At 67.6% G+C, this 17,546-nt stretch carries 17 protein-coding genes; 13 read left to right on the top strand and 4 right to left on the bottom strand.

Annotated elements, in window-relative coordinates; translation table 11 throughout:
- The first annotated feature begins 23 nt into the window (after positions 1-23).
- Genes AC07U0_RS01170 through AC07U0_RS01115 form a run of 12 tightly spaced genes read left to right on the top strand, consistent with a single transcriptional unit; the run spans position 24 to position 9,676 of the window.
- Positions 24-1,991, top strand: coding sequence for a methyl-accepting chemotaxis protein (locus AC07U0_RS01170; protein WP_494718203.1), 1,968 nt, complete (start codon positions 24-26; stop codon positions 1,989-1,991).
- Positions 1,991-2,269, top strand: coding sequence for an STAS domain-containing protein (locus AC07U0_RS01165; RefSeq protein WP_494718202.1), 279 nt, complete (start codon positions 1,991-1,993; stop codon positions 2,267-2,269). The genes AC07U0_RS01170 and AC07U0_RS01165 overlap by 1 nt, the downstream gene beginning before the upstream one ends.
- On the top strand, positions 2,266-2,631 hold the full coding sequence (locus tag AC07U0_RS01160) for a response regulator (protein WP_207868367.1): 366 nt from the start codon (positions 2,266-2,268) through the stop codon (positions 2,629-2,631). Before AC07U0_RS01165 ends, AC07U0_RS01160 begins: the two co-directional genes overlap by 4 nt.
- Before the next feature lies 1 nt (position 2,632).
- Positions 2,633-4,984, top strand: coding sequence for a chemotaxis protein CheA (locus AC07U0_RS01155; protein ID WP_494718201.1), 2,352 nt, complete (start codon positions 2,633-2,635; stop codon positions 4,982-4,984).
- Between the two features lie 2 nt (positions 4,985-4,986).
- Complete coding sequence (locus AC07U0_RS01150; protein WP_494718200.1) at positions 4,987-5,451, top strand: chemotaxis protein CheW; 465 nt, start codon at positions 4,987-4,989, stop codon at positions 5,449-5,451.
- Positions 5,448-6,314 (top strand): CheR family methyltransferase, encoded by an 867-nt coding sequence (locus AC07U0_RS01145; RefSeq protein WP_494718199.1) that lies wholly within the window; start codon positions 5,448-5,450, stop codon positions 6,312-6,314. The genes AC07U0_RS01150 and AC07U0_RS01145 overlap by 4 nt, the downstream gene beginning before the upstream one ends.
- On the top strand, positions 6,311-7,348 hold the full coding sequence (locus AC07U0_RS01140; protein ID WP_494718198.1) for a protein-glutamate methylesterase/protein-glutamine glutaminase: 1,038 nt from the start codon (positions 6,311-6,313) through the stop codon (positions 7,346-7,348). The genes AC07U0_RS01145 and AC07U0_RS01140 overlap by 4 nt, the downstream gene beginning before the upstream one ends.
- Before the next feature lie 12 nt (positions 7,349-7,360).
- Positions 7,361-7,750 carry a response regulator gene (locus AC07U0_RS01135; RefSeq protein ID WP_492031863.1) on the top strand — a complete coding sequence of 130 codons (390 nt, stop codon included), beginning with the start codon at positions 7,361-7,363 and terminating at the stop codon, positions 7,748-7,750.
- On the top strand, positions 7,750-8,289 hold the full coding sequence (locus AC07U0_RS01130; protein ID WP_494719172.1) for a chemotaxis protein CheD: 540 nt from the start codon (positions 7,750-7,752) through the stop codon (positions 8,287-8,289). Before AC07U0_RS01135 ends, AC07U0_RS01130 begins: the two co-directional genes overlap by 1 nt.
- The gene (locus AC07U0_RS01125; RefSeq protein WP_494718197.1) at positions 8,289-8,624 is read left to right on the top strand and encodes a DUF8776 family protein; all 336 of its coding nucleotides are present in this window, start codon (positions 8,289-8,291) and stop codon (positions 8,622-8,624) included. The genes AC07U0_RS01130 and AC07U0_RS01125 overlap by 1 nt, the downstream gene beginning before the upstream one ends.
- A 3-nt stretch (positions 8,625-8,627) precedes the next feature.
- Complete coding sequence (locus tag AC07U0_RS01120) at positions 8,628-9,233, top strand: response regulator (RefSeq protein WP_494718196.1); 606 nt, start codon at positions 8,628-8,630, stop codon at positions 9,231-9,233.
- Positions 9,230-9,676 carry a chemotaxis protein CheE gene (locus tag AC07U0_RS01115; protein ID WP_494718195.1) on the top strand — a complete coding sequence of 149 codons (447 nt, stop codon included), beginning with the start codon at positions 9,230-9,232 and terminating at the stop codon, positions 9,674-9,676. The genes AC07U0_RS01120 and AC07U0_RS01115 overlap by 4 nt, the downstream gene beginning before the upstream one ends.
- A gap of 6 nt (positions 9,677-9,682) precedes the next feature.
- Here the strand turns inward: AC07U0_RS01115 and AC07U0_RS01110 are convergent, their stop codons facing one another.
- The 4 genes from AC07U0_RS01110 to AC07U0_RS01095 form a co-directional block, all read right to left on the bottom strand.
- Positions 9,683-10,387, bottom strand: a complete 705-nt coding sequence (locus AC07U0_RS01110) for a response regulator transcription factor (protein WP_494718194.1) — start codon at positions 10,385-10,387, stop codon at positions 9,683-9,685.
- A gap of 175 nt (positions 10,388-10,562) precedes the next feature.
- Entirely contained in the window at positions 10,563-13,538 is a 2,976-nt protein-coding gene (locus AC07U0_RS01105; RefSeq protein ID WP_494718193.1) for a TonB-dependent receptor domain-containing protein, read from the bottom strand.
- A 340-nt stretch (positions 13,539-13,878) separates the two neighbouring features.
- Positions 13,879-15,309, bottom strand: coding sequence for an ATP-binding protein (locus AC07U0_RS01100; RefSeq protein ID WP_494718192.1), 1,431 nt, complete (start codon positions 15,307-15,309; stop codon positions 13,879-13,881).
- Positions 15,306-16,019 carry a response regulator transcription factor gene (locus tag AC07U0_RS01095; RefSeq protein WP_207868355.1) on the bottom strand — a complete coding sequence of 238 codons (714 nt, stop codon included), beginning with the start codon at positions 16,017-16,019 and terminating at the stop codon, positions 15,306-15,308. Before AC07U0_RS01095 ends, AC07U0_RS01100 begins: the two co-directional genes overlap by 4 nt.
- A gap of 209 nt (positions 16,020-16,228) precedes the next feature.
- On the opposite strand from AC07U0_RS01095, the gene AC07U0_RS01090 reads away from it, so the two are divergent.
- Entirely contained in the window at positions 16,229-17,545 is a 1,317-nt protein-coding gene (locus AC07U0_RS01090; RefSeq protein WP_494718191.1) for an efflux RND transporter periplasmic adaptor subunit, read from the top strand.
- Position 17,546: the final 1 nt, after the last annotated feature.

Genomic DNA, 17,546 nt, shown 5'->3' with positions numbered 1-17,546 from the left:
GACCCCTCGACTAAGGACCTGTCATGCACCTCAGCAATGTTCCCATCAGCCGCAAACTGATCCTCGCGTTCGCCGTCGTCCTGACGGCCATCGTCGCCATGGGCGGGACCATCGGCTTCAACCTGATGGAGCTGAGGAAGTCCGACGAACTGCGGACGACCGGCAATGAGATGGTGCGCGACACCTCGGCCGCCGAGTTCTCGCTGGCCCGTCAGGAAAACAGCTTCCGCGGCTATCTGGTGTCGGGCGACGCCTATTACATCGAGCGGATCAACACCCACCGCGCCAGCTTCAAGACCAAGCTGGAAGAGCTGAAGGGCGCGGGCTCGCCCGAGGCCGACGTCAAGATCGACGAGGCCGGCAAGGCGGCGGACGCTTGGTACGACCTGGTCGTCAAGAAGGGCCTGGCCCTGGCCGCCAACCCCGCCACAAAGGCGCAGGCGAACGCCATGGTCAGCCATGACGGCGAGGCCGACACGGCCATGGGTCCGGTCGAGGACGCCATCGAAGGTCTGAAGGCCGTCAACATGGCCGAGCTGGAGAAGGCCAAGGAACTGCAGGCCAAGGCCACGACCATCGCCGAATGGAGCCTCTACATCGGCCTGGCCATGACGATGCTGATCGCCGTCGCCGCCAGCATGGTGCTGTCGCGCGCCATCGCCACCCCGGTCCTCAAGATCGCCGGCTATATGCGCAAGCTGCAGGCGGGCGAGAACAACATCGAAATCCCCGAGGCCAAGCGTAAGGACGAGATCGGCCAGATGGGCGTCGCCGTCCTGGCCTTCCGTGACGCCGCCCTCGACAAGATCCGCCTTGAGCAGGAGGCCCTGGCCAACCGCTCGCAATCCGAGATCGACCGCGCCAACGCCGAGGCCGAGAAGGCCCGCATCGCCGAGGAAGACGCCGTCGCCATCGGGGCCCTGGCCCAGGGTATGGCCGCCATCGCCGGGGGCGACCTGACGCACCGCATGACCGCCCAGGTCGCGCCGCGCGCTGAACAGCTGAAGACCGACTTCAACGCCGCCGTGGCCCAGCTGCAGGACGCCATGTCCGTGGTCGTCACCAATGTCGCGGCCATCCGTTCGGGTTCGGGCGAGATCAGCCAGGCCGCCGACGACCTGTCACGCCGCACCGAACAGCAGGCCGCCTCGCTGGAAGAAACCGCCGCCGCGCTCGACGAGATCACCGCGACCGTCAACCGTACCGCCTCGGGCGCGCGTCAGGCTTCTGACACCGTCCAGGCCGCCAAGGGCGACGCCGAGACCTCGGGCAACGTCGTCCGCGACGCCGTCTCGGCCATGGGCGCCATCGAGAAGTCGGCTCAGGAGATCAGCCAGATCATCGGCGTGATCGACGAAATCGCCTTCCAGACCAACCTGCTGGCCCTGAACGCAGGTGTCGAGGCGGCCCGAGCCGGTGACGCCGGCCGCGGCTTCGCGGTCGTCGCCTCCGAAGTCCGGGCCCTGGCCCAGCGCTCGGCCGAAGCCGCCAAGGAGATCAAGGTTCTGATCTCGGCCTCGACCACCCAGGTGAACACCGGCGTCAACCTGGTTGGCCAGACCGGTGAGGCCCTGCAACGCATCGTCGGCCGCGTCGCCGAGATCGACGGCCTGGTCTCCGAGATCGCCGCCTCGGCCCAGGAGCAGGCGACCGGCCTCCAGCAGGTCAACACCGCCGTCAACCAGATGGACCAGGTCACCCAGCAAAACGCGGCCATGGTCGAGCAATCGACCGCCGCCAGCCACTCGCTGTCGCAGGAGGCCGAAAGCCTGGCCGGGTCGGTGTCGCGCTTCAAGATCGGCTCGCCGACCGGCGCCGTCCGCAGCGCACCCCATGCCGCCCCGAGGGCCGCGGCTCCGGCCCCTCGCGCCGCGCCGCAGCCGGCCCATCGCCCGGTCGCCCAGATGCGCACCGTAAGCCAGGGCGGAGGTTCCGCCGCCGTGCGCCGGCCTGATCCGGTGGCTTCCGAAGACGGTTGGGAGGAGTTCTGATGACGGCTTCCGTCGTTCTGCCGGCCGTTCTGGACATCCTGTACGCGGAGCCGCTGCGGACTGACCTGCTGGGCCTTCGCGGCCAGCCGGTCGCCATCGACGCCTCGGCCGTGGAGCGCCTCGGCGGTCTGTGCCTGCAGGTGTTGATCTCGGCGCAACAGACCTGGGCCCGTGACGGCCAGGACCTCACTATCGATAGCCCATCCGAAGCCTTCGAAACCCAATGGAAGATGTACGGCGCCGCTCTCCCGGCGACCGTTCAGGGAGAGCCCGCGTGACCAAAACCGTCCTCACCATCGACGATTCCCGCACTATGCGCGACATGCTGATGATGGCCCTCGTCGATGCGGGCTATCACGTGATTCAGGCTGTCGACGGCATCGACGGGCTGGAGACGCTGAGCGCCGAAGGCGCTGACGTCATCATCACCGACATCAACATGCCCCGCCTGGACGGTTTCGGCGTCATCGAGGGCGTCCGCGCTGACCCGAACCATCGCCAGACGCCGGTGCTGGTACTGACCACCGAAAGCGACGCCGCCAAGAAGCAGCGCGCCCGCGACGCCGGCGCGACCGGCTGGATCGTCAAGCCTTTCGACCCGGCCAAGCTGGTCGAAGCCGTTCGCCGGGTGGCCGCCTGATATGACCGACGCCGCAGATCCCTTTGAGGCCATCAAGGTCGTCTTCTTCCAGGAGTGCGACGAGTTGCTCGGCGACCTGGAAGCGGGTCTGCTGGCGATGGAATCCGGCGCGGCCGACGACGAGACCGTCAACGCCGTGTTCCGGGCTGTCCACTCGGTCAAGGGCGGGGCAGGGGCCTTCGGCCTCGAGGCCCTCGTTCGCTTCGCCCACGTGTTCGAGACCCTGCTCGACGAGCTGCGCTCGGGCCGCAAGCCGTGCGACGACGTCACGGTCAAGACCCTGCTGCGCGCCTCCGACGTCCTGGCCGATCACATCGCCGCGGCGCGGGGTCAGGCCCCGGAGGTCGACGAGGCCCGTTCGGCCGGTCTGGTCGCCGAGCTGGAAATCCTGACCCACGGCGTGGCCAGCGCGCCCGCCGCCGAGGCTGCGGCCGACGACGAGCCGGTCTTCACCCCGGTGATGATGGCGGCCCCCGCCATCGGCGAGCCCGAGGCCGACGAGTTCGGCTTCCGCCCCGTGGCCTTCAGCTTCGCCGGTCTGGACGACGCCCCGGCCGAGGCCGCTCCGGTTGAACCCGCCGCCGCGTCGGGTGACGTCTGGCGCGTGGTCTTCCGTCCGCACGCCCGCCTCTACGCCAACGCCAACGAGACCGGCATCCTGCTGCGCGAGCTGTCGCGCCTGGGCGAGATGACGGCCGAGCTCGACGTCTCGGCCCTGCCGACCCTGGACGAGCTGATCCCCGAAGAAGCCTATCTGGTCTGGACCATCGACCTGACCACGACCGCCGGCGAGGCCGCCGTGCGCGACGTCTTCGATTTCGTCGAAAGCGATTGCGACCTGTCCATCCGCCCGGCTGCGGGCGCGGTGTCCGAGGGCGTCGCCGAGCCCGAGGCCGCCCCCGCCGAGTTCGACATCGCCGCCCTGATGGCCAGCGCCAAGGCCGACGTGTCCGCCCAGGCCGCCGCCGCTGTCGCAGCTCCTGTCGTGGCTCCCGCCCCGGTCGCCCCGGCCCCGGTTGAAGCCCCCGCGCCTGTCGCCGTGGCTCCGGCGCCGGTCGCCGCTGCTCCGGCTCCGGCTCCCGCTGCACCTGCCGCCCCCGCCGCAGCCGCTGCGCCCGCTGCCCCCGCTGCCCAGGCCGCCGTCACCATTCGCGTCGATCTGGACCGCGTCGACCGCCTGATCAACGTCGTCGGCGAGCTGGTCATCCAGCAGGCCATGCTGGCCCAGCGCGTGATCGAAAGCGGCCTGGCCCGTTCGTCGGGCATCTCGGTCGGTCTGGAGGATCTCGAACTGCTGACGCGCGAGATCCAGGACAGCGTCATGGCGATCCGCGCCCAGCCCGTGAAGTCGGTGTTCCAGCGCATGCCGCGTCTGGTCCGCGAAGTCGGTGAGATGACCGGCAAGCGCGTCCGTCTGGTCACCGCCGGCGAGGACACCGAGGTCGACAAGACTGTGGTCGAGCGTCTGGCCGAACCGATCACCCACATGCTGCGCAACGCCATCGACCACGGACTGGAAAGCCCGGACGACCGCGTCGCCGCCGGCAAGCCCGCAGAGGGCACCGTCCGCCTGGCCGCCCTGCACCGCTCGGGCCGGATCGTCATCGAGATCGGCGACGACGGCAAAGGCATCAACCGCGAACGGGTCAAGGGCATCGCCATCTCGCGCGGCCTGATCGCCGAAGACGCGGTCCTGACCGACGAAGAGATCGACAACCTGATCTTCCTGCCGGGCTTCTCGACTGCCGAGACCATTACCGACGTCTCGGGACGCGGCGTGGGCATGGACGTGGTCAAGCGCTCGATCCAGGCCCTGGGCGGCCGCATTTCGATCAGCTCGGTTCCGGGCAAGGGGTCGACCTTCACCCTCAGCCTGCCGCTGACCCTGGCGGTGCTGGACGGCATGGTGGTCACCGCCGCCGAACAGACCCTGGTCGCACCGCTGACGGCGATCGTCGAAAGCCTGACCCCGCGCGCCGAGGACATCCACTACGTCGGCGGCCACGATCCGGTCATCCGCTTCCGCGACCAGTTCGTGCCCCTGATCGACGTCGCTCTGGGCATGGGCTTCCGTGACGCGCCCGCTCCGGCGGAGGGCGGGGTCGCGGTGATCATCGAGACCGAGGCCGGGGCCCGCGCCGCCCTGCTGTTCGACGCCATCCAGGGCCAGCGCCAGGTCGTCATCAAGAGCCTGGAAACCAACTACCAACAGGTCGAGGGCGTGGCCGCCGCGACCATCCTGGGCGACGGCCGCGTCGCCCTGATCCTGGACGTGGACGCCATCGTCGCCTCGTGGCGGCGCAAGGCGACCCGCGTTGAGGCCACCCGTCCTGACTTCAAACTCGCGAGCTGATCATGACTGAAGTTTCCAACGCCGCCGCCTCGCGCGAACTGATCGCCTTCCGTATCGGCGAGCAGGAGTTCTGCGTGGACATCATGTCGGTGCGCGAAATACGTGGCTGGACCCCCGCGACGCCCCTGCCGCGCGCGCCGGGCTTCATGAAGGGCGTGATCAACCTGCGCGGCGCCGTGCTGCCGATCATCGACCTGGGCGCCCGTTTCGGCCTGCGCACCTCCGAGCCGACCGCCCGCCACGTCATCATGGTGGCCCATGTCGGCGGCCGCATGGTCGGCCTGCTGGTCGACGCCGTGTCGGACATCATCCAGCTGACGGACGAAGCCGTGCAGCCGACCCCGGACGTGGCCAGTGAGCAGGTGAAGACCTTCGTGAAGGGTCTGTTCGCCATCGACGGCCGCATGATCAGCCTGATCGAACTGGACCGGATCGTCCCCGACACTGCCGAGGCCGAAGCCGCATGAGTACGTCCGCCGGGCGTGAATCCCTGGTCGAAGGCGAGTTCGTCTTCACCGCCGAGGATTTCCGTCACATCGCCCAGATCCTGCACAGCCACGCAGGGATCGCCCTGAACGAGGGCAAGGCTGCGCTGGTCTATTCGCGCCTGGCCAAGCGGCTGCGCACCCTCGGTCTGCGCAGCTTCCGGGACTATTGCGCCCTGATCCAGGACGCGGCGGGCGTGGACGAGCGTCAGGCGATGACGGCGGCGCTGACCACCAATGTGACCCGCTTCTATCGCGAGCCCCACCATTTCGACCATCTGCGCGACGAGGTCATGCCGATGCTGGCCGCCCGCGCCCGCGCCGGCGGCCGGGTCCGACTGTGGTCGGCCGCCTGCTCGAACGGGCAGGAGCCCTATTCGATGGCCATGACGGCGCTGTCCGTCCTGCCGGAAGCCAATGAGCTCGACTTCCGCATCCTGGCCACCGACATCGATCCCAATATGGTCGCCGACGGTATCGCCGGCGTCTATCCGGAGGAGGCGCTGGATCCGGCGCCCCCGGCCCTGCGCAACAAATTCTTCGAGAAGGCCTCGTCGCAGGGGCGCAACATGATGTCGGCGACCCAGCCCCTGCGCGACCTGATCGCGTTCAAGGAGCTGAACCTGATTGGCGACTGGCCGATGCGCGGCAAGTTCGACGTCATCTTCTGCCGCAACGTCGTGATCTATTTCGACGACGCGACCCAGGAGAAGGTCTGGAAGCGGTTCACCCCGCTGATGAACCCCGGCGCGACCCTGTATATTGGCCATTCGGAACGCGTCAGCGGCCCGGCTGTGAACCAGCTGAACACCAGCGGCCTGACCACCTACAGGCTGGCCGCATGAGTATGGTTCGCGTCCTCGTCGTCGACGACAGCCCTACCATGCGCGGCCTGATCACGGCCGCCTTGCGCCGCGATCCCGAGATCGACGTGATCGGCTCCGCCGCCGATCCGCTGGAAGCGCGCGCGTTAATCAAGGAATTGAACCCCGACGTCATCACTCTCGACGTTGAAATGCCCAATATGAACGGGCTGGAGTTCCTCGAGAAGATCATGCGGCTGCGGCCGATGCCCGTGGTCATGGTCTCGACCCTGACCCAGGCCGGCGCCGAGATCACCCTGGAAGCCCTGGAAATGGGCGCCGTCGACGCAGTCGGGAAGCCGGGCGCGGGCGTCACCGCGGCCGAGGCTTTCTCGGAACTGACGCTGAAGGTGAAGACTGCCGCCCGTTCGCGCGTTCGCGCCCGCGGCCCTGTCGAGACCGTGCGGCCGCACCACGATTACCGAGCCGCCGCCGATCACATCCTGGCCATCGGCGCCTCGACCGGCGGCGTCGAAGCCCTGCTCAGCATCATCTCCGCCTTCCCGGCCGACTGCCCGGCGACGGTGGTGACCCAGCACATGCCGGCGACCTTCACCGCCAGCTTCGCCGCGCGCCTGAACAAGGCCTCGGCCGCGACCGTCACCGAGGCGGTGGACGGCGCGCCGATGCTGCCCGGTCACGTCTATATCGCGCCCGGCGGCCTGACCCATCTCGAGGTCATCGGTACGACGCCGCGCTGCCGCCTGAGCGAAGGCGACACCGTCAGCGGTCACCGCCCGTCGGTCGACGTGCTGTTCCGGTCCGTCGCCCGCCTGCGCCGTCCCATGACCGGGGTCATCCTGACCGGCATGGGCCGTGACGGCGCCCAGGGGCTGCTGGAAATGCGCGAAGCCGGCGCCCACACCCTGGGCCAGGACGAAGCCTCCTCTGTTGTTTACGGCATGCCGCGCGTCGCCCACGAGATCGGGGCCGTCGAACGCCAACTGCCGCTGTCGCGTATTTCATCCGCCATTCTCGACCTGTGCGCCGCGCCCCCGCGCGGCGCCGCCGCCTGAGGTACCCCCGCCATGCCTGCCGCCTCCGCTATCCATACCCTGATCGTCGACGACCAGATGTCGATGCGCGGCCTTGTGCGCACCAGTATGCAGCAGCTGGGCTTCCGCGAGTTCCGCGAGGCTTCTGACGGCGAGGCGGCCCTGCGCGAGATGATCGGCAAGCCCGCGCACCTGATCATTTCCGACTTCAATATGCCGAACCTGGACGGCCTGGGTCTGCTGCGCGCCATCCGCGCCCACCCGCCGACCCAGGGCGCCGCCTTCATCATGCTGACCGGCCGCGCCGATCGCGAACTGGTGGCCCGCGCGGTCCAGTTCGGGGTCAACAACTACCTGGTCAAGCCGTTCACCGTCGCCCAGCTCAAAGAGAAGCTGGAAGGCGTCTTCGGTCCGCTGACATGATGTCCGAGGCGGCCCTGGCCACCGAAAAGAGGATCCATGTGGGCCAGGGCGAGCACCACATCACCTCAGATCCGAACGTGATGCTGACCACCATCCTGGGCAGTTGCGTCGCCATGTGCCTGCGCGACCCTCAGACGGGCGTGGGCGGCATGAACCACTTCCTGCTGCCGGAAGGCTCGGGGGCGGGGACCGACGCGGGCCGCCGCTACGGCGCCTATGCGATGGAGCTGCTGATCAACGACGTGCTCAAGGCGGGTGCGCGTCGCGACCGGCTGGAAGCCAAGCTGTTCGGCGGCGGCCGGATGTTCAACTCGCTGCGCGACGTGGGCATGCAGAACGCTGACTTCGCCGAGCGCTTCCTGCGCGACGAAGGCATTCCTGTCGTGGGCGGGAGCCTGCGCGGAGACGGCGGCCGTCGCCTGCACTACTGGCCGACGACTGGCCGCGCCCTGCAGCGCGCCGTGACCGACAGCCATGTGCCGGTCCAGGCTCCGCCGAAGCCGGAGCCGGTCGCCTCGGGCGCCGTGGAGCTCTGGTGATGTTGTCCCGTAGCCGTACCCTTCTGACCGCTGTCTCCGACGAACTGGCCGATATCCGCGCCCAGGTCGACGGCCTGTCGGGTCTGACGTCCGAGCTGATGGCTCATTGCCCGCCCGAGAAGCTGAGCGGCGTGATGGCGCGCATTCAGGATTTTGATCTGCTGATCCAGCGCCTGGACGGGCTGAGCGGCCTGTCCGCGGCCCTGGGCGCCGGCGTGCCCATGGACACGGCCCTGCACGCCCTGACCCTGACCGACCAGTCCAACCGGCTGAGCCCGGGTGTCACCAATGCGTCCGCTGAAAAGGCTTCGGGCGATCTGATGCTGTTCGACTGAGCCATGGCGCGCCGACAGCCGGACATCAACGAAAAGGTCAACCTCGCACGGTCGTCCGTGCTGCTGGTCGACCATAACCAGAAGTCGCTCGACATGCTGAGCTCGATCTTCCAGGGCTTCGGGGTTCGGGAACAGATCAAGCGTATGACAACCGAGGACGCGATCAAGGTCGTGGACGAGCGCGATCTCGACCTGATCCTGATCGATTGTTCGATGCCCGACATGGACGGCTATGACTTCACCCGCTGGCTGCGGCGCGATACGCCGCCGCCGGTGCGCTATACGCCGGTGATCATGCTGGTCGGGCACGCGGCCCAGTCCAAGGTGCAGAAGAGCCGCGACTGCGGCGCCAGCTTCGTTGTCACCAAGCCCATGACCCCCTCGGTCCTGCTGCAGCGCATCCTGTGGCTGGGCAATGACGAGCGGCAGTTCGTCGAGGCTGACACCTATGTCGGCCCGGACCGTCGGGTGCGCAATTTCGGCCCGCCGCTCGGCGTGCCCGGCCGTCGCAGCGGAGACCTCTCCGAACACGTCGGCGCCGCCAGCGAGGCCAATATGGATCAGTCGGCGATCGACATGATGATGAAACCGATGAAGGTGCAGCTGTGAGCGAAGCCCGGACGTTCAAGGTCAAGAGTTCGCTGTCGAAACAGCTGTTCGAACCGGGCGGCCGTCTGGTCCGCGACGCCGAGCGCCTGGCCGGCGAGGCGCTCAACACCCATCGCGATGAGGCGATGGCGATGATCTCCGCGACCCTGGACGAACTGGAAGCCGTCTGTAACGCGGCGGCGGAGGGGTCTGGTCCGCAGGTCTATACCCTGGGCGCCAAGGTCATCGACCTGGCCGCCTTCTTCGACACCGGCCCGCTGCACGACGCGGCCTACAGCCTGTGCGAGGTCTCGGACCGGATGATCACCGCTGGCATCTGGCACTGGCCGTCGATCACGGTGCACCTGCAGGCAATGCGGCTGATCATCGCCAGCGGTTGCCGTACGGGCCGGACCAGTGAGACCCTGCTGGACGGTCTGCGGAAGATCTCGCAGCGTCCCTGACCCTGGCTATTGCCGCGCGACCTGGGCGTCGAAGACATAGCCCTTGCCGCGCAGGGTCACGATCAGGTCGTGGCCGCTTTCGTCGCTGAGGCGTTTGCGCAGGCGGCTGATCTGGACGTTGATCGCCCGGTCGCGGACGTCGGTCTCGCCCTCGTGGGCGCTGCTGATCAACTGGGCGCGCGTCAGGACCCGTCCCGGGTTCTCGGCGAAGGTCCGCAGCAGATTGAACTCGTTCGGCGTCAGGGCGGTGGATTCGCCGTCGGCCCGGATCAGTCGCCGACGGAGCAAATCCAGTTGCAGCCCGGCGAAATTGAGCACGCTGGCGGCGCCGGCCTGGGGCGGTCTGGCGCGACGCAGGACCGCGCGGATACGCGCCAGCAGCTCGCGCGGATTATAGGGTTTGGCCAGATAATCCTGGGCCCCCATCTCCAGCCCCAGAATGCGGTCGGTATCCTCGCCCAGAGCGCTGGCCACGATGACCGGGCCCATCTCCGACAGCCGGCGACACAGGGCCAGACCATCGCCGCCGCGCATCGAGACATCCAGCAGGATAAGGTCGGGGCGGTCCTCCCTGAGGCGGCGTTCCATTTCCGGGAGATTGTTCGCGCAGCGGGTCACGAAGCCCTGTCTGCCGAGGTAGCCGCAGAGGGGATCATGGTGATCATGCGCCTCGTCGACGATCAGGATGGCGGGCGAAGATGAACTGTGCATGAACAGTTTGTGCCTGCCAAATGGGGCGGGCGGATTGCACATTCGTTATATGGCTCAGTCGTTTGACACGTTCTGATACAGACGGAGCGACGGATCGGCGGCGTGACACCGGGCGCACGAAAAAGGGCGGAGACCCGAAGATCTCCGCCCCTCCCGTTTTACCGATCCGGATCGATCAGAAGGACTTGCTCAGGTTGATGAAGAAGGTCCGTCCGACGTAGTCGTAGCCCGAGTAGAGCGGGGCGTTGCCGACCCGGCTGACGACGCCCGCAGAGAGGGTCGGCGGCTCTTCGTTGAAGAGGTTGCGCATCCCCGCCGTGGCGGTCCAGCCGTCAGCGGCGTACTGCACCGAAGCATTGTGCAGGTAGTAGTCGCTAACCTCGGCGTCATAACCCAGCGACGCCAGAGTATAGCCGTAGTTCTTCAGGTAGTAGGCGTCGTAGCCCATCGAGTCGATCCACTCGATGCCATAGTGCACCGTCCACTTGTCGAAGGCGTAGGCGGCGTCAAAGTTGGCGCTGAACTCCGGCGTGCCGATGGTGCCGACCTCGTCGAGGACCGGATCGTCGGCGAACAGGGTGCTGTAGCGCTCGGTCATCTGGGTGACACCCAGATTGAAGATCGCCCGGCCGGGGCCGAACTCGTTGGTGTAGCGAACGGTGTAGTCGATACCCTTCACCACGTCGGTCGCGACGTTGACGTAGCTGTCGTGAACCGTCAGCGCGCCGGTCGAGGCATTGCGGTCGATCAGGCCGCAATAGCCGTTGTCGGCCTGGAACTCGGCCGCGGCCGAGCTGTAGCAGAGGCTCAGGATGCTGCTGTAGCCGATGCGCGAGACGCCATTGTCGATCTGGATCTCGTAGTAGTCGGCCGCGAGCGACAGCTTGCCCCAGCCGTCCGGCAGTTTCGGCTGCAGGATCAGGCCGACCGTCAGGTTGTCCGACGTCTCGGCGCTCAGATTGTTGTCGGCGCCGCCCGAGGTGATGACGGCGACGCTGGAGGTCTGGTTGAAGCTGCCGGCCAGACCCTCGCTGGCGCAGTTGGCGGCCACGATCGGATCGGTGCCGGTGGAGCCGTAGCTGTTGCAGGGATCCGCCGTCGAGCTGACGAAGCCCGAGGTCGCGCCGACGAACTGCTCGAACAGGGCCGGGGCCCGGTAGGAGGTGCCGTAGGAGCCGCGGAAGGTCAGGAAGTCGAACGGCTGGTAGACCAGACCGACCTTGTAGGTGGAGTCGTCGCCGTAGGAGTCATAGTCGGTCCAGCGGGCCGAACCGGTGAAGGTCAGGGCCTTGGCGAACGGCAGGTCGGCCAGGATCGGCACTTCCACTTCACCGAACAGTTCCGTCACCGAGTCGCTGCCGCGGGTGATGGCAGAGGTGGAGTAGTTCCAGGTGTTGGCGTTCTGGGAATCGATGCCGGGCGTGTCGTCGATCGAGGACTTGCGGTACTCGGCGCCGACATAGGCCATCACCTGACCGGCGGGCAGGGTGAACAGCGGGCCGTCGAAGCCGATGCTGGCGACCGTCTCGTCGTAGATGGTCGTGCCGGTGACGTCCTGTTTGACGTAGTTGACCCAGGCTTGGGGCAGGTCGCCGCCGATGACGGCGGAGGTCAGATAGGGCGCCGCGACGCAATTGGCGTCGGTGCTGACGCACGAGAAGCTGCCGTCGGCATTCTTCACGACGTTCAGACTCTTCTGCAGCCGGTCGGTCAGGAACTGCTCGGTCGTATAGACCGACTTGGAGCGGGTGTAGCTGACGTAGGCGTCATAGTGCCAGTCGGGCAGGAACAGGTCGCCGCGGATGCCGGCCAGTTCCTTGGCGAAGTCGACGCGCTGCTGGCTTTCGGTGTTGCCGAAACCGATGAAGGCGCGAACGCCGACGGCGGAGCCGGGGTTCAGGCCCTGGCTGGAGGCGGCGTAGGTGCTGCCGGCCAGGCTGGTCGGGATCAGCGGGCTGCCCTTGGCGTAGTCGATGACCAGCTGACGGTAGTCGGTCGAGCTGGACTGACGCTGGTTGACCAGGACCTCGCCATAGACCTGGGCGTTGCCGAGGGCGTGCAGGTCATAGGAGCCTTCCAGATAACCGGTGGTCACATCGACCGGCGTGATCAGGGAGGTGTTCAGCATGTCCGGATCGTAGGTGGTGCGGACGCTGGTGTTGGTCGCCGAGTTGCCGACGCCTTCGAAGCCGACCAGACCCGTGGTCACCGCCGAGTTCGGACGCCAGCGGTTGAACGAAGTCCCCACCGCATTGGTCGCGCCGACGCCGGCGATGGTCGAGGTGCCGATGGTGTTGATCGTCACGCCGCCCGAGTTGAGCGAGAAGCATTTCGACAGGCCCGTATTCGGATCAATGTAGTCAGAGCCGTCGGCATAGGCGTCGGTGGGGCAGGAGGTGAAGGCCCGGTCGCCCAGGCTCAGTTCCTCACGCACATAGCGCTCGGCCGAACCGGCGATGTGCCAGCGATCGCCGTGGGTTCCCGCCACGACCGAGAAGCGGTTCTCGTCGCCGCCGCCGTTGGCGTCGTTGGTGAAGTTGTACTGGCCGCTGACCGTGACGCCGTCGATGCCCTTGTCGGTGACGATATTGACGACGCCGGCGATGGCGTCCGAACCGTAGATCGAAGAGGCGCCGTCCTTCAGGATTTCGACACGCTCGATCATGGCGGTCGGCAGGACGTTCAGGTCGGCCGATCCGACCGAGCCGCGCGAGCCGGCCGGGGCGACGCGACGGCCGTTCAACAGGACCAGGGTGCGGGTGGCGCCCAGGCCGCGCAGCGACAGGGTGTTGGCGCCGGGACCGCCGTTCACGACATAGCCGCCGTAGGCATTGTTGATCTGGGCGGTGCCGCCCGTCACCGCCGTGCCCTGAAGCAGGCTGGTGGTCGAGGTGAAGCCGGCGAGCGTGGCGTCGTCACGGGTGATCACCTGAACGGGCGAGGGGGCGTTGTAGTTGTCGGTGCGGATGCGTGAGCCGACGACCACGACTTCCTCGACCTGATCGGCGGCCTTGTCCTTGTCCTTGTCGTCCTGCGACGTGGTGGAGCTCGAATCCTGCGCCAGGGCGACGGCCGGGATCGCCGCCGGAACCAGGGCGGCGAGGCCGACGACCATGGTCGTGCTCAGCAGATGTTTTCTCAAATCGATCATGTGTCCCGCAGGCTCCTGTGTAACCGAGAGGTATTTCGGGGCTCGATCTGGCCCCGTCGCGGTCAATAGCTGTCACGATGTCGATGCAAGAAAGCCATAAATCGTATAGAACGATGGTATTAAGGCGGGTGTATCCTGATAAGCACGAGATTTTGCCGGTTTATATCTGACTATTTCCGCTTCCGAATATAGAACAACTTATAGACATAAGTATTTCGCTATCCGTCGTTCGCGGTATCTATGCGGCGAGATTGGGGCGTCAGCGGGCGAGGCGGGCGGATTGCGGACATGCGTCCTCATCCGGCGGCGGGCCGGCAGCGCGAGCGGACGCAGGGGAAAATCAGGCCGGGCCGGCGGCCTGCAGGATCAGGGTCGCGGTCAGGCCGCGGGGCTTGCGCGAGCGCAGCACCAGCCGCGCCCGGTTGTCGCGCGCCAGCCGGCCCGCGATGGTCAGGCCGAGGCCCGATCCGCCGGTCTCGCGCGAGCGGGAATCTTCCAGCCGGACGAAGGGCTCGAGGACCCGTTCCAGATCGGCGTCGGCGATGCCGGGGCCGTCATCCTCGATGTCGAGGAAGACCTTGTCGCCGTCAACGCGGGACGAAATCCGGGCGTTGCCGCCATGGACGACCGCATTCTCGATCAGATTGGCGACACAGCGGCGGAGCGCCTTCGGCCGCACCATGACGTCGCAATCGCAGCCAGCGGTGAAGACCACGGGGCGGCCGGCATCGGCCTCATCGTCGGCGATGGAGCGCAGCAGGGAATCGAGAGCCAGGCGGGCGAACGGCTCCTGGCTGGGCTCGCTGCGCGCCAGCTCCAACCCTTCCTTGACCAGAGCCTGGGTTGCCGCGAGGTCGCCGAGCAGCCGGTCCTTCAGTTCGGGGTCCGACACCTTTTCGACGCGCAGCCGCAACCGGGTGAGGGGGGTTTGGAGGTCGTGGGTGACGGCGGCCAGAACCTGGGCCTTGTCTGCCATGGCCTGCCGCAATCGGGTTTGCATGGTGTTGAACGCGTCGGCCGCCTGACGCACCTCGGTCGGGCCGGCGTGGGCCATGGGCGGAGCGTCGAGGTTTTCGCCGAGGGCCTGGGCCGCCGTCGCCATCTGGCGCACCGGCTTTGAGGCGAAGCGGGCGACGAAGAAGGACAGGAGGGCCAGAGCGAGGGCTTCGATGCCCAGGAACCAGGGGTCGAGCACGCGCGGGCGGGAGGCGGGCGGCGGCGCGCCGGTCACCATGGAGTATTTCGCCCCGCGCGCGTCCGTGAAGTCGATGATCCAGCAGGCGGGGGGATTCAGGCCGAGGGCCTGGGCCTCCGTCTGGACGGCCTTTTCGTGGGTGGCGTCGACCACGACGCGGACGTCACGGTTGTCACGGCGGCAGGCGGTCGACTCGGTGGACCAGGCGATGGCCTTGATCTCGCCCAGGCGACCGTCGGACAGGCGCCGGTTCAGCTCCAGATCGGGCTGGCCGCGCACGGCCGTCGCGGGGCGTGGCTGCAGGCCGGCGGCGCCCGTCCGGGCCATGTCGGCGGCCTCGGTCGAGTCCAGGCCCTTGAGCACCGAGGCATAGGATTCGATCCGGTCCGTCGTCCGTTCGGCGCGGAAGGCGGTCAGGTCGGCCCGATAGCGCATGTCGGCGATCGACAGGGAGGCGAGGGCGGCCAGCCCCGTGCCGAACAGCAGGATGACGAACAGCCGCCCGGTCATCGAGCCGAGGAAGCGCTCGATCAGCGGCTGCAGGCCCTTTTGCGGTTCGGCGGTCGCGTTCGTCACGTCAGGACGACGTTGGCGGCCAGAACATAGCCTTCGTTGCGGATGGTGCGGATCAGGACCGGGCCCTCGGCGCCGAATTTCTGGCGCAGGCGGCTGACCTGGATGTCCACCGCGCGGTCCAGAGCGTCTTCCTGACGCACGCCGCCCAGCGAGATCAGCTGCTCGCGGCTGAGCACCCGGTTGGCGTATTCGACCAGTACCTTGAGCAGCCGGTATTCGGCGCCCGACAGGACGACCACGCGGCCGTCGGGGTCGTGCAGGAGCCGCTGCTCGAAGTCGAAGGACCAGCCGTTGATGCGGGCGGCCCGCGCCTCCAGCGGCGTCAGATTGGTCGGCAGGGTGCGGGTGCGGCGAAGCACGCTGCGGATGCGGGCGATCAGCTCGCGCGGCTCGAACGGCTTGGTCAGATAGTCGTCGGCGCCCATCTCGAGGCCGACGATCCGGTCCACGGCCTCGGCCCGCGCCGTCAGCATGATGACCGGGACGGCCGAGTCGGATCGCAGGTCGCGACAGAGCTTCAGCCCGTCCTCGCGCGGCAGATTCAGGTCCAGAAGGATGATATCCGGTTCGTGCGCGGCGATGGCGCTGCGCATCTGCGACCCGTCGGCGGCGGTGTCGATCTGGAAGCCCGCGTCCGACAGCTGTTCGGCCAGCATGACGCGGATGTCGCGGTCGTCGTCGACCAGAAGGATGCGTGCGGGAGTGTCCATGGCCGCATCCTGAAACGATCTGTCGCTTCTCGCGCGGGTCATTTGGTTTCAGCTCTTGTCGTCATCGCTCTCGACACAGTGTGACACAATTTTCCTGTCTCGCGACACAGAGAGAGACCCGGGGAACCTAACTGGGCCGTTAGGAGCTGGCATTCGGAATATAGCGCCGCTGTGCGCCGGAAAGACGCCGCGCGAGGATTAAAGAGACCATGACCCAGGACAAAGACCCCTCGCCGAAGACCGACGCAGATGCTCCGGTCGCTTCCCGCCCGCGCCAGATCGGGCCGCGCAAACTGACCAACACGCAGAAGCTGATCGGTACGGTCGCGGCGCTGATCGTCGTCGGCCTGCTGGCGGTGGTGGTGGCCATGTCGCTGGCCGGGAGCAAGGGCGGCGACGGAGGCGACGGCGGCCCCGGAGGCCCGGGCGGTCCCGGCGGTGGCGGACGACGCGGCGGTCCGGCCAGCACGGTCGGCGTCGCTACGGCCGCCAGCGCCGACATTCCGGTCCTGATCGAGGCGCTCGGCACGGTGACCCCGGCCGCGACCGTGACGGTGCGTCCGCAGGTGTCAGGCGTCATCACCCAGGTCTTCTTCCGCGAGGGACAGATCGTCCAGCGCGGTCAGGCTCTGGCTCAGATCGATTCCCGCGCCTTTCAGGCCCAGCTGACCCAGGCGCAAGGGCAGTTGCAGCAGAACACGGCACAACTCGCCGCCGCCCGCGTCACCCTGACCCGCTACGAGACCCTGCAGGGCCAGGACTCGATCGCCGGTCAGGACGTCGACACCCAGCGCGCTCTGGTTCAGCAGCTGGAAGGCGCCGTGACCGCCAACCGCGGCGCGGTGCAGGCCGCACAGCTGAACCTGACTTTCAGCCGGATTACGGCGCCCGTCACCGGCCGCATCGGCCTGCGGGTCGTCGACGTCGGCAACTATATCGGCGCGGGCGACAGCGCGGGTCTGGCCGTGATCACGACCACGACGCCGATCGACGTCGAGTTCACCGTGCCCCAGGACAAGATCCCGGCCATCCAGCAGCGCGTCTATTCGGGCGCGACCCTGCCGGTTCTGGCGCTGGACCGCACCCGCACGACGACACTCGACAGCGGGACCTTCTCGACGCTGGACAATGTCGTCGGCACCACGACCGGCACGGTGCGCGGCAAGGCTCGCTTCGCCAATGTGTCGGGCGCCCTGTTCCCCAGCCAGTTCGTCAATGTCCGCATCACCCTCGACACCCTGAAGGGCGCCGTGGTCGTGCCGGCGACGGCCGTGCGTCAGGGGACGGACGCGGCCTTCGTCTGGCTGGTCAAGGCTGACAACACCGTGACCAGGCGCACCGTCGTCACCGGTCAGGCGACGACGACCCAGGTCGTCATCTCCTCGGGGCTCGCGCTCGGCGACAAGGTCATCACCGAGGGCGGTGACCGGCTGACCGAAGGCGGCAAGGTCACCGTCGCGGGTCAGGCTCCGGCCCGTGGCGCGCGCGGAACCGGCCAGCACCGCAACCGTCCGGCGGCCCAGTAAG

This window comes from Brevundimonas sp. GW821-FHT02A10, assembly GCF_059422025.1.
Note: the sequence above shows the minus strand (reverse complement) of the source record. Positions and strands in the feature narration are given on the sequence as shown.

Excerpts from the sequence above, each read along its gene's own strand:
- AC07U0_RS01120 (WP_494718196.1), top strand. The coding sequence starts at position 8,628 with ATGGCGCGCCGACAGCCGGACATCAACGAAAAGGTCAACCTCGCACGG.
- AC07U0_RS01110 (WP_494718194.1), bottom strand. The coding sequence starts at position 10,387 with ATGCACAGTTCATCTTCGCCCGCCATCCTGATCGTCGACGAGGCGCAT.
- AC07U0_RS01155 (WP_494718201.1), top strand. The coding sequence starts at position 2,633 with ATGACCGACGCCGCAGATCCCTTTGAGGCCATCAAGGTCGTCTTCTTC.
- AC07U0_RS01135 (WP_492031863.1), top strand. The coding sequence starts at position 7,361 with ATGCCTGCCGCCTCCGCTATCCATACCCTGATCGTCGACGACCAGATG.
- AC07U0_RS01105 (WP_494718193.1), bottom strand. The coding sequence starts at position 13,538 with ATGATCGATTTGAGAAAACATCTGCTGAGCACGACCATGGTCGTCGGC.
- AC07U0_RS01150 (WP_494718200.1), top strand. The coding sequence starts at position 4,987 with ATGACTGAAGTTTCCAACGCCGCCGCCTCGCGCGAACTGATCGCCTTC.
- AC07U0_RS01090 (WP_494718191.1), top strand. The coding sequence starts at position 16,229 with ATGACCCAGGACAAAGACCCCTCGCCGAAGACCGACGCAGATGCTCCG.
- AC07U0_RS01145 (WP_494718199.1), top strand. The coding sequence starts at position 5,448 with ATGAGTACGTCCGCCGGGCGTGAATCCCTGGTCGAAGGCGAGTTCGTC.
- AC07U0_RS01165 (WP_494718202.1), top strand. The coding sequence starts at position 1,991 with ATGACGGCTTCCGTCGTTCTGCCGGCCGTTCTGGACATCCTGTACGCG.
- AC07U0_RS01130 (WP_494719172.1), top strand. The coding sequence starts at position 7,750 with ATGTCCGAGGCGGCCCTGGCCACCGAAAAGAGGATCCATGTGGGCCAG.
- AC07U0_RS01095 (WP_207868355.1), bottom strand. The coding sequence starts at position 16,019 with ATGGACACTCCCGCACGCATCCTTCTGGTCGACGACGACCGCGACATC.
- AC07U0_RS01125 (WP_494718197.1), top strand. The coding sequence starts at position 8,289 with ATGTTGTCCCGTAGCCGTACCCTTCTGACCGCTGTCTCCGACGAACTG.
- AC07U0_RS01140 (WP_494718198.1), top strand. The coding sequence starts at position 6,311 with ATGAGTATGGTTCGCGTCCTCGTCGTCGACGACAGCCCTACCATGCGC.
- AC07U0_RS01170 (WP_494718203.1), top strand. The coding sequence starts at position 24 with ATGCACCTCAGCAATGTTCCCATCAGCCGCAAACTGATCCTCGCGTTC.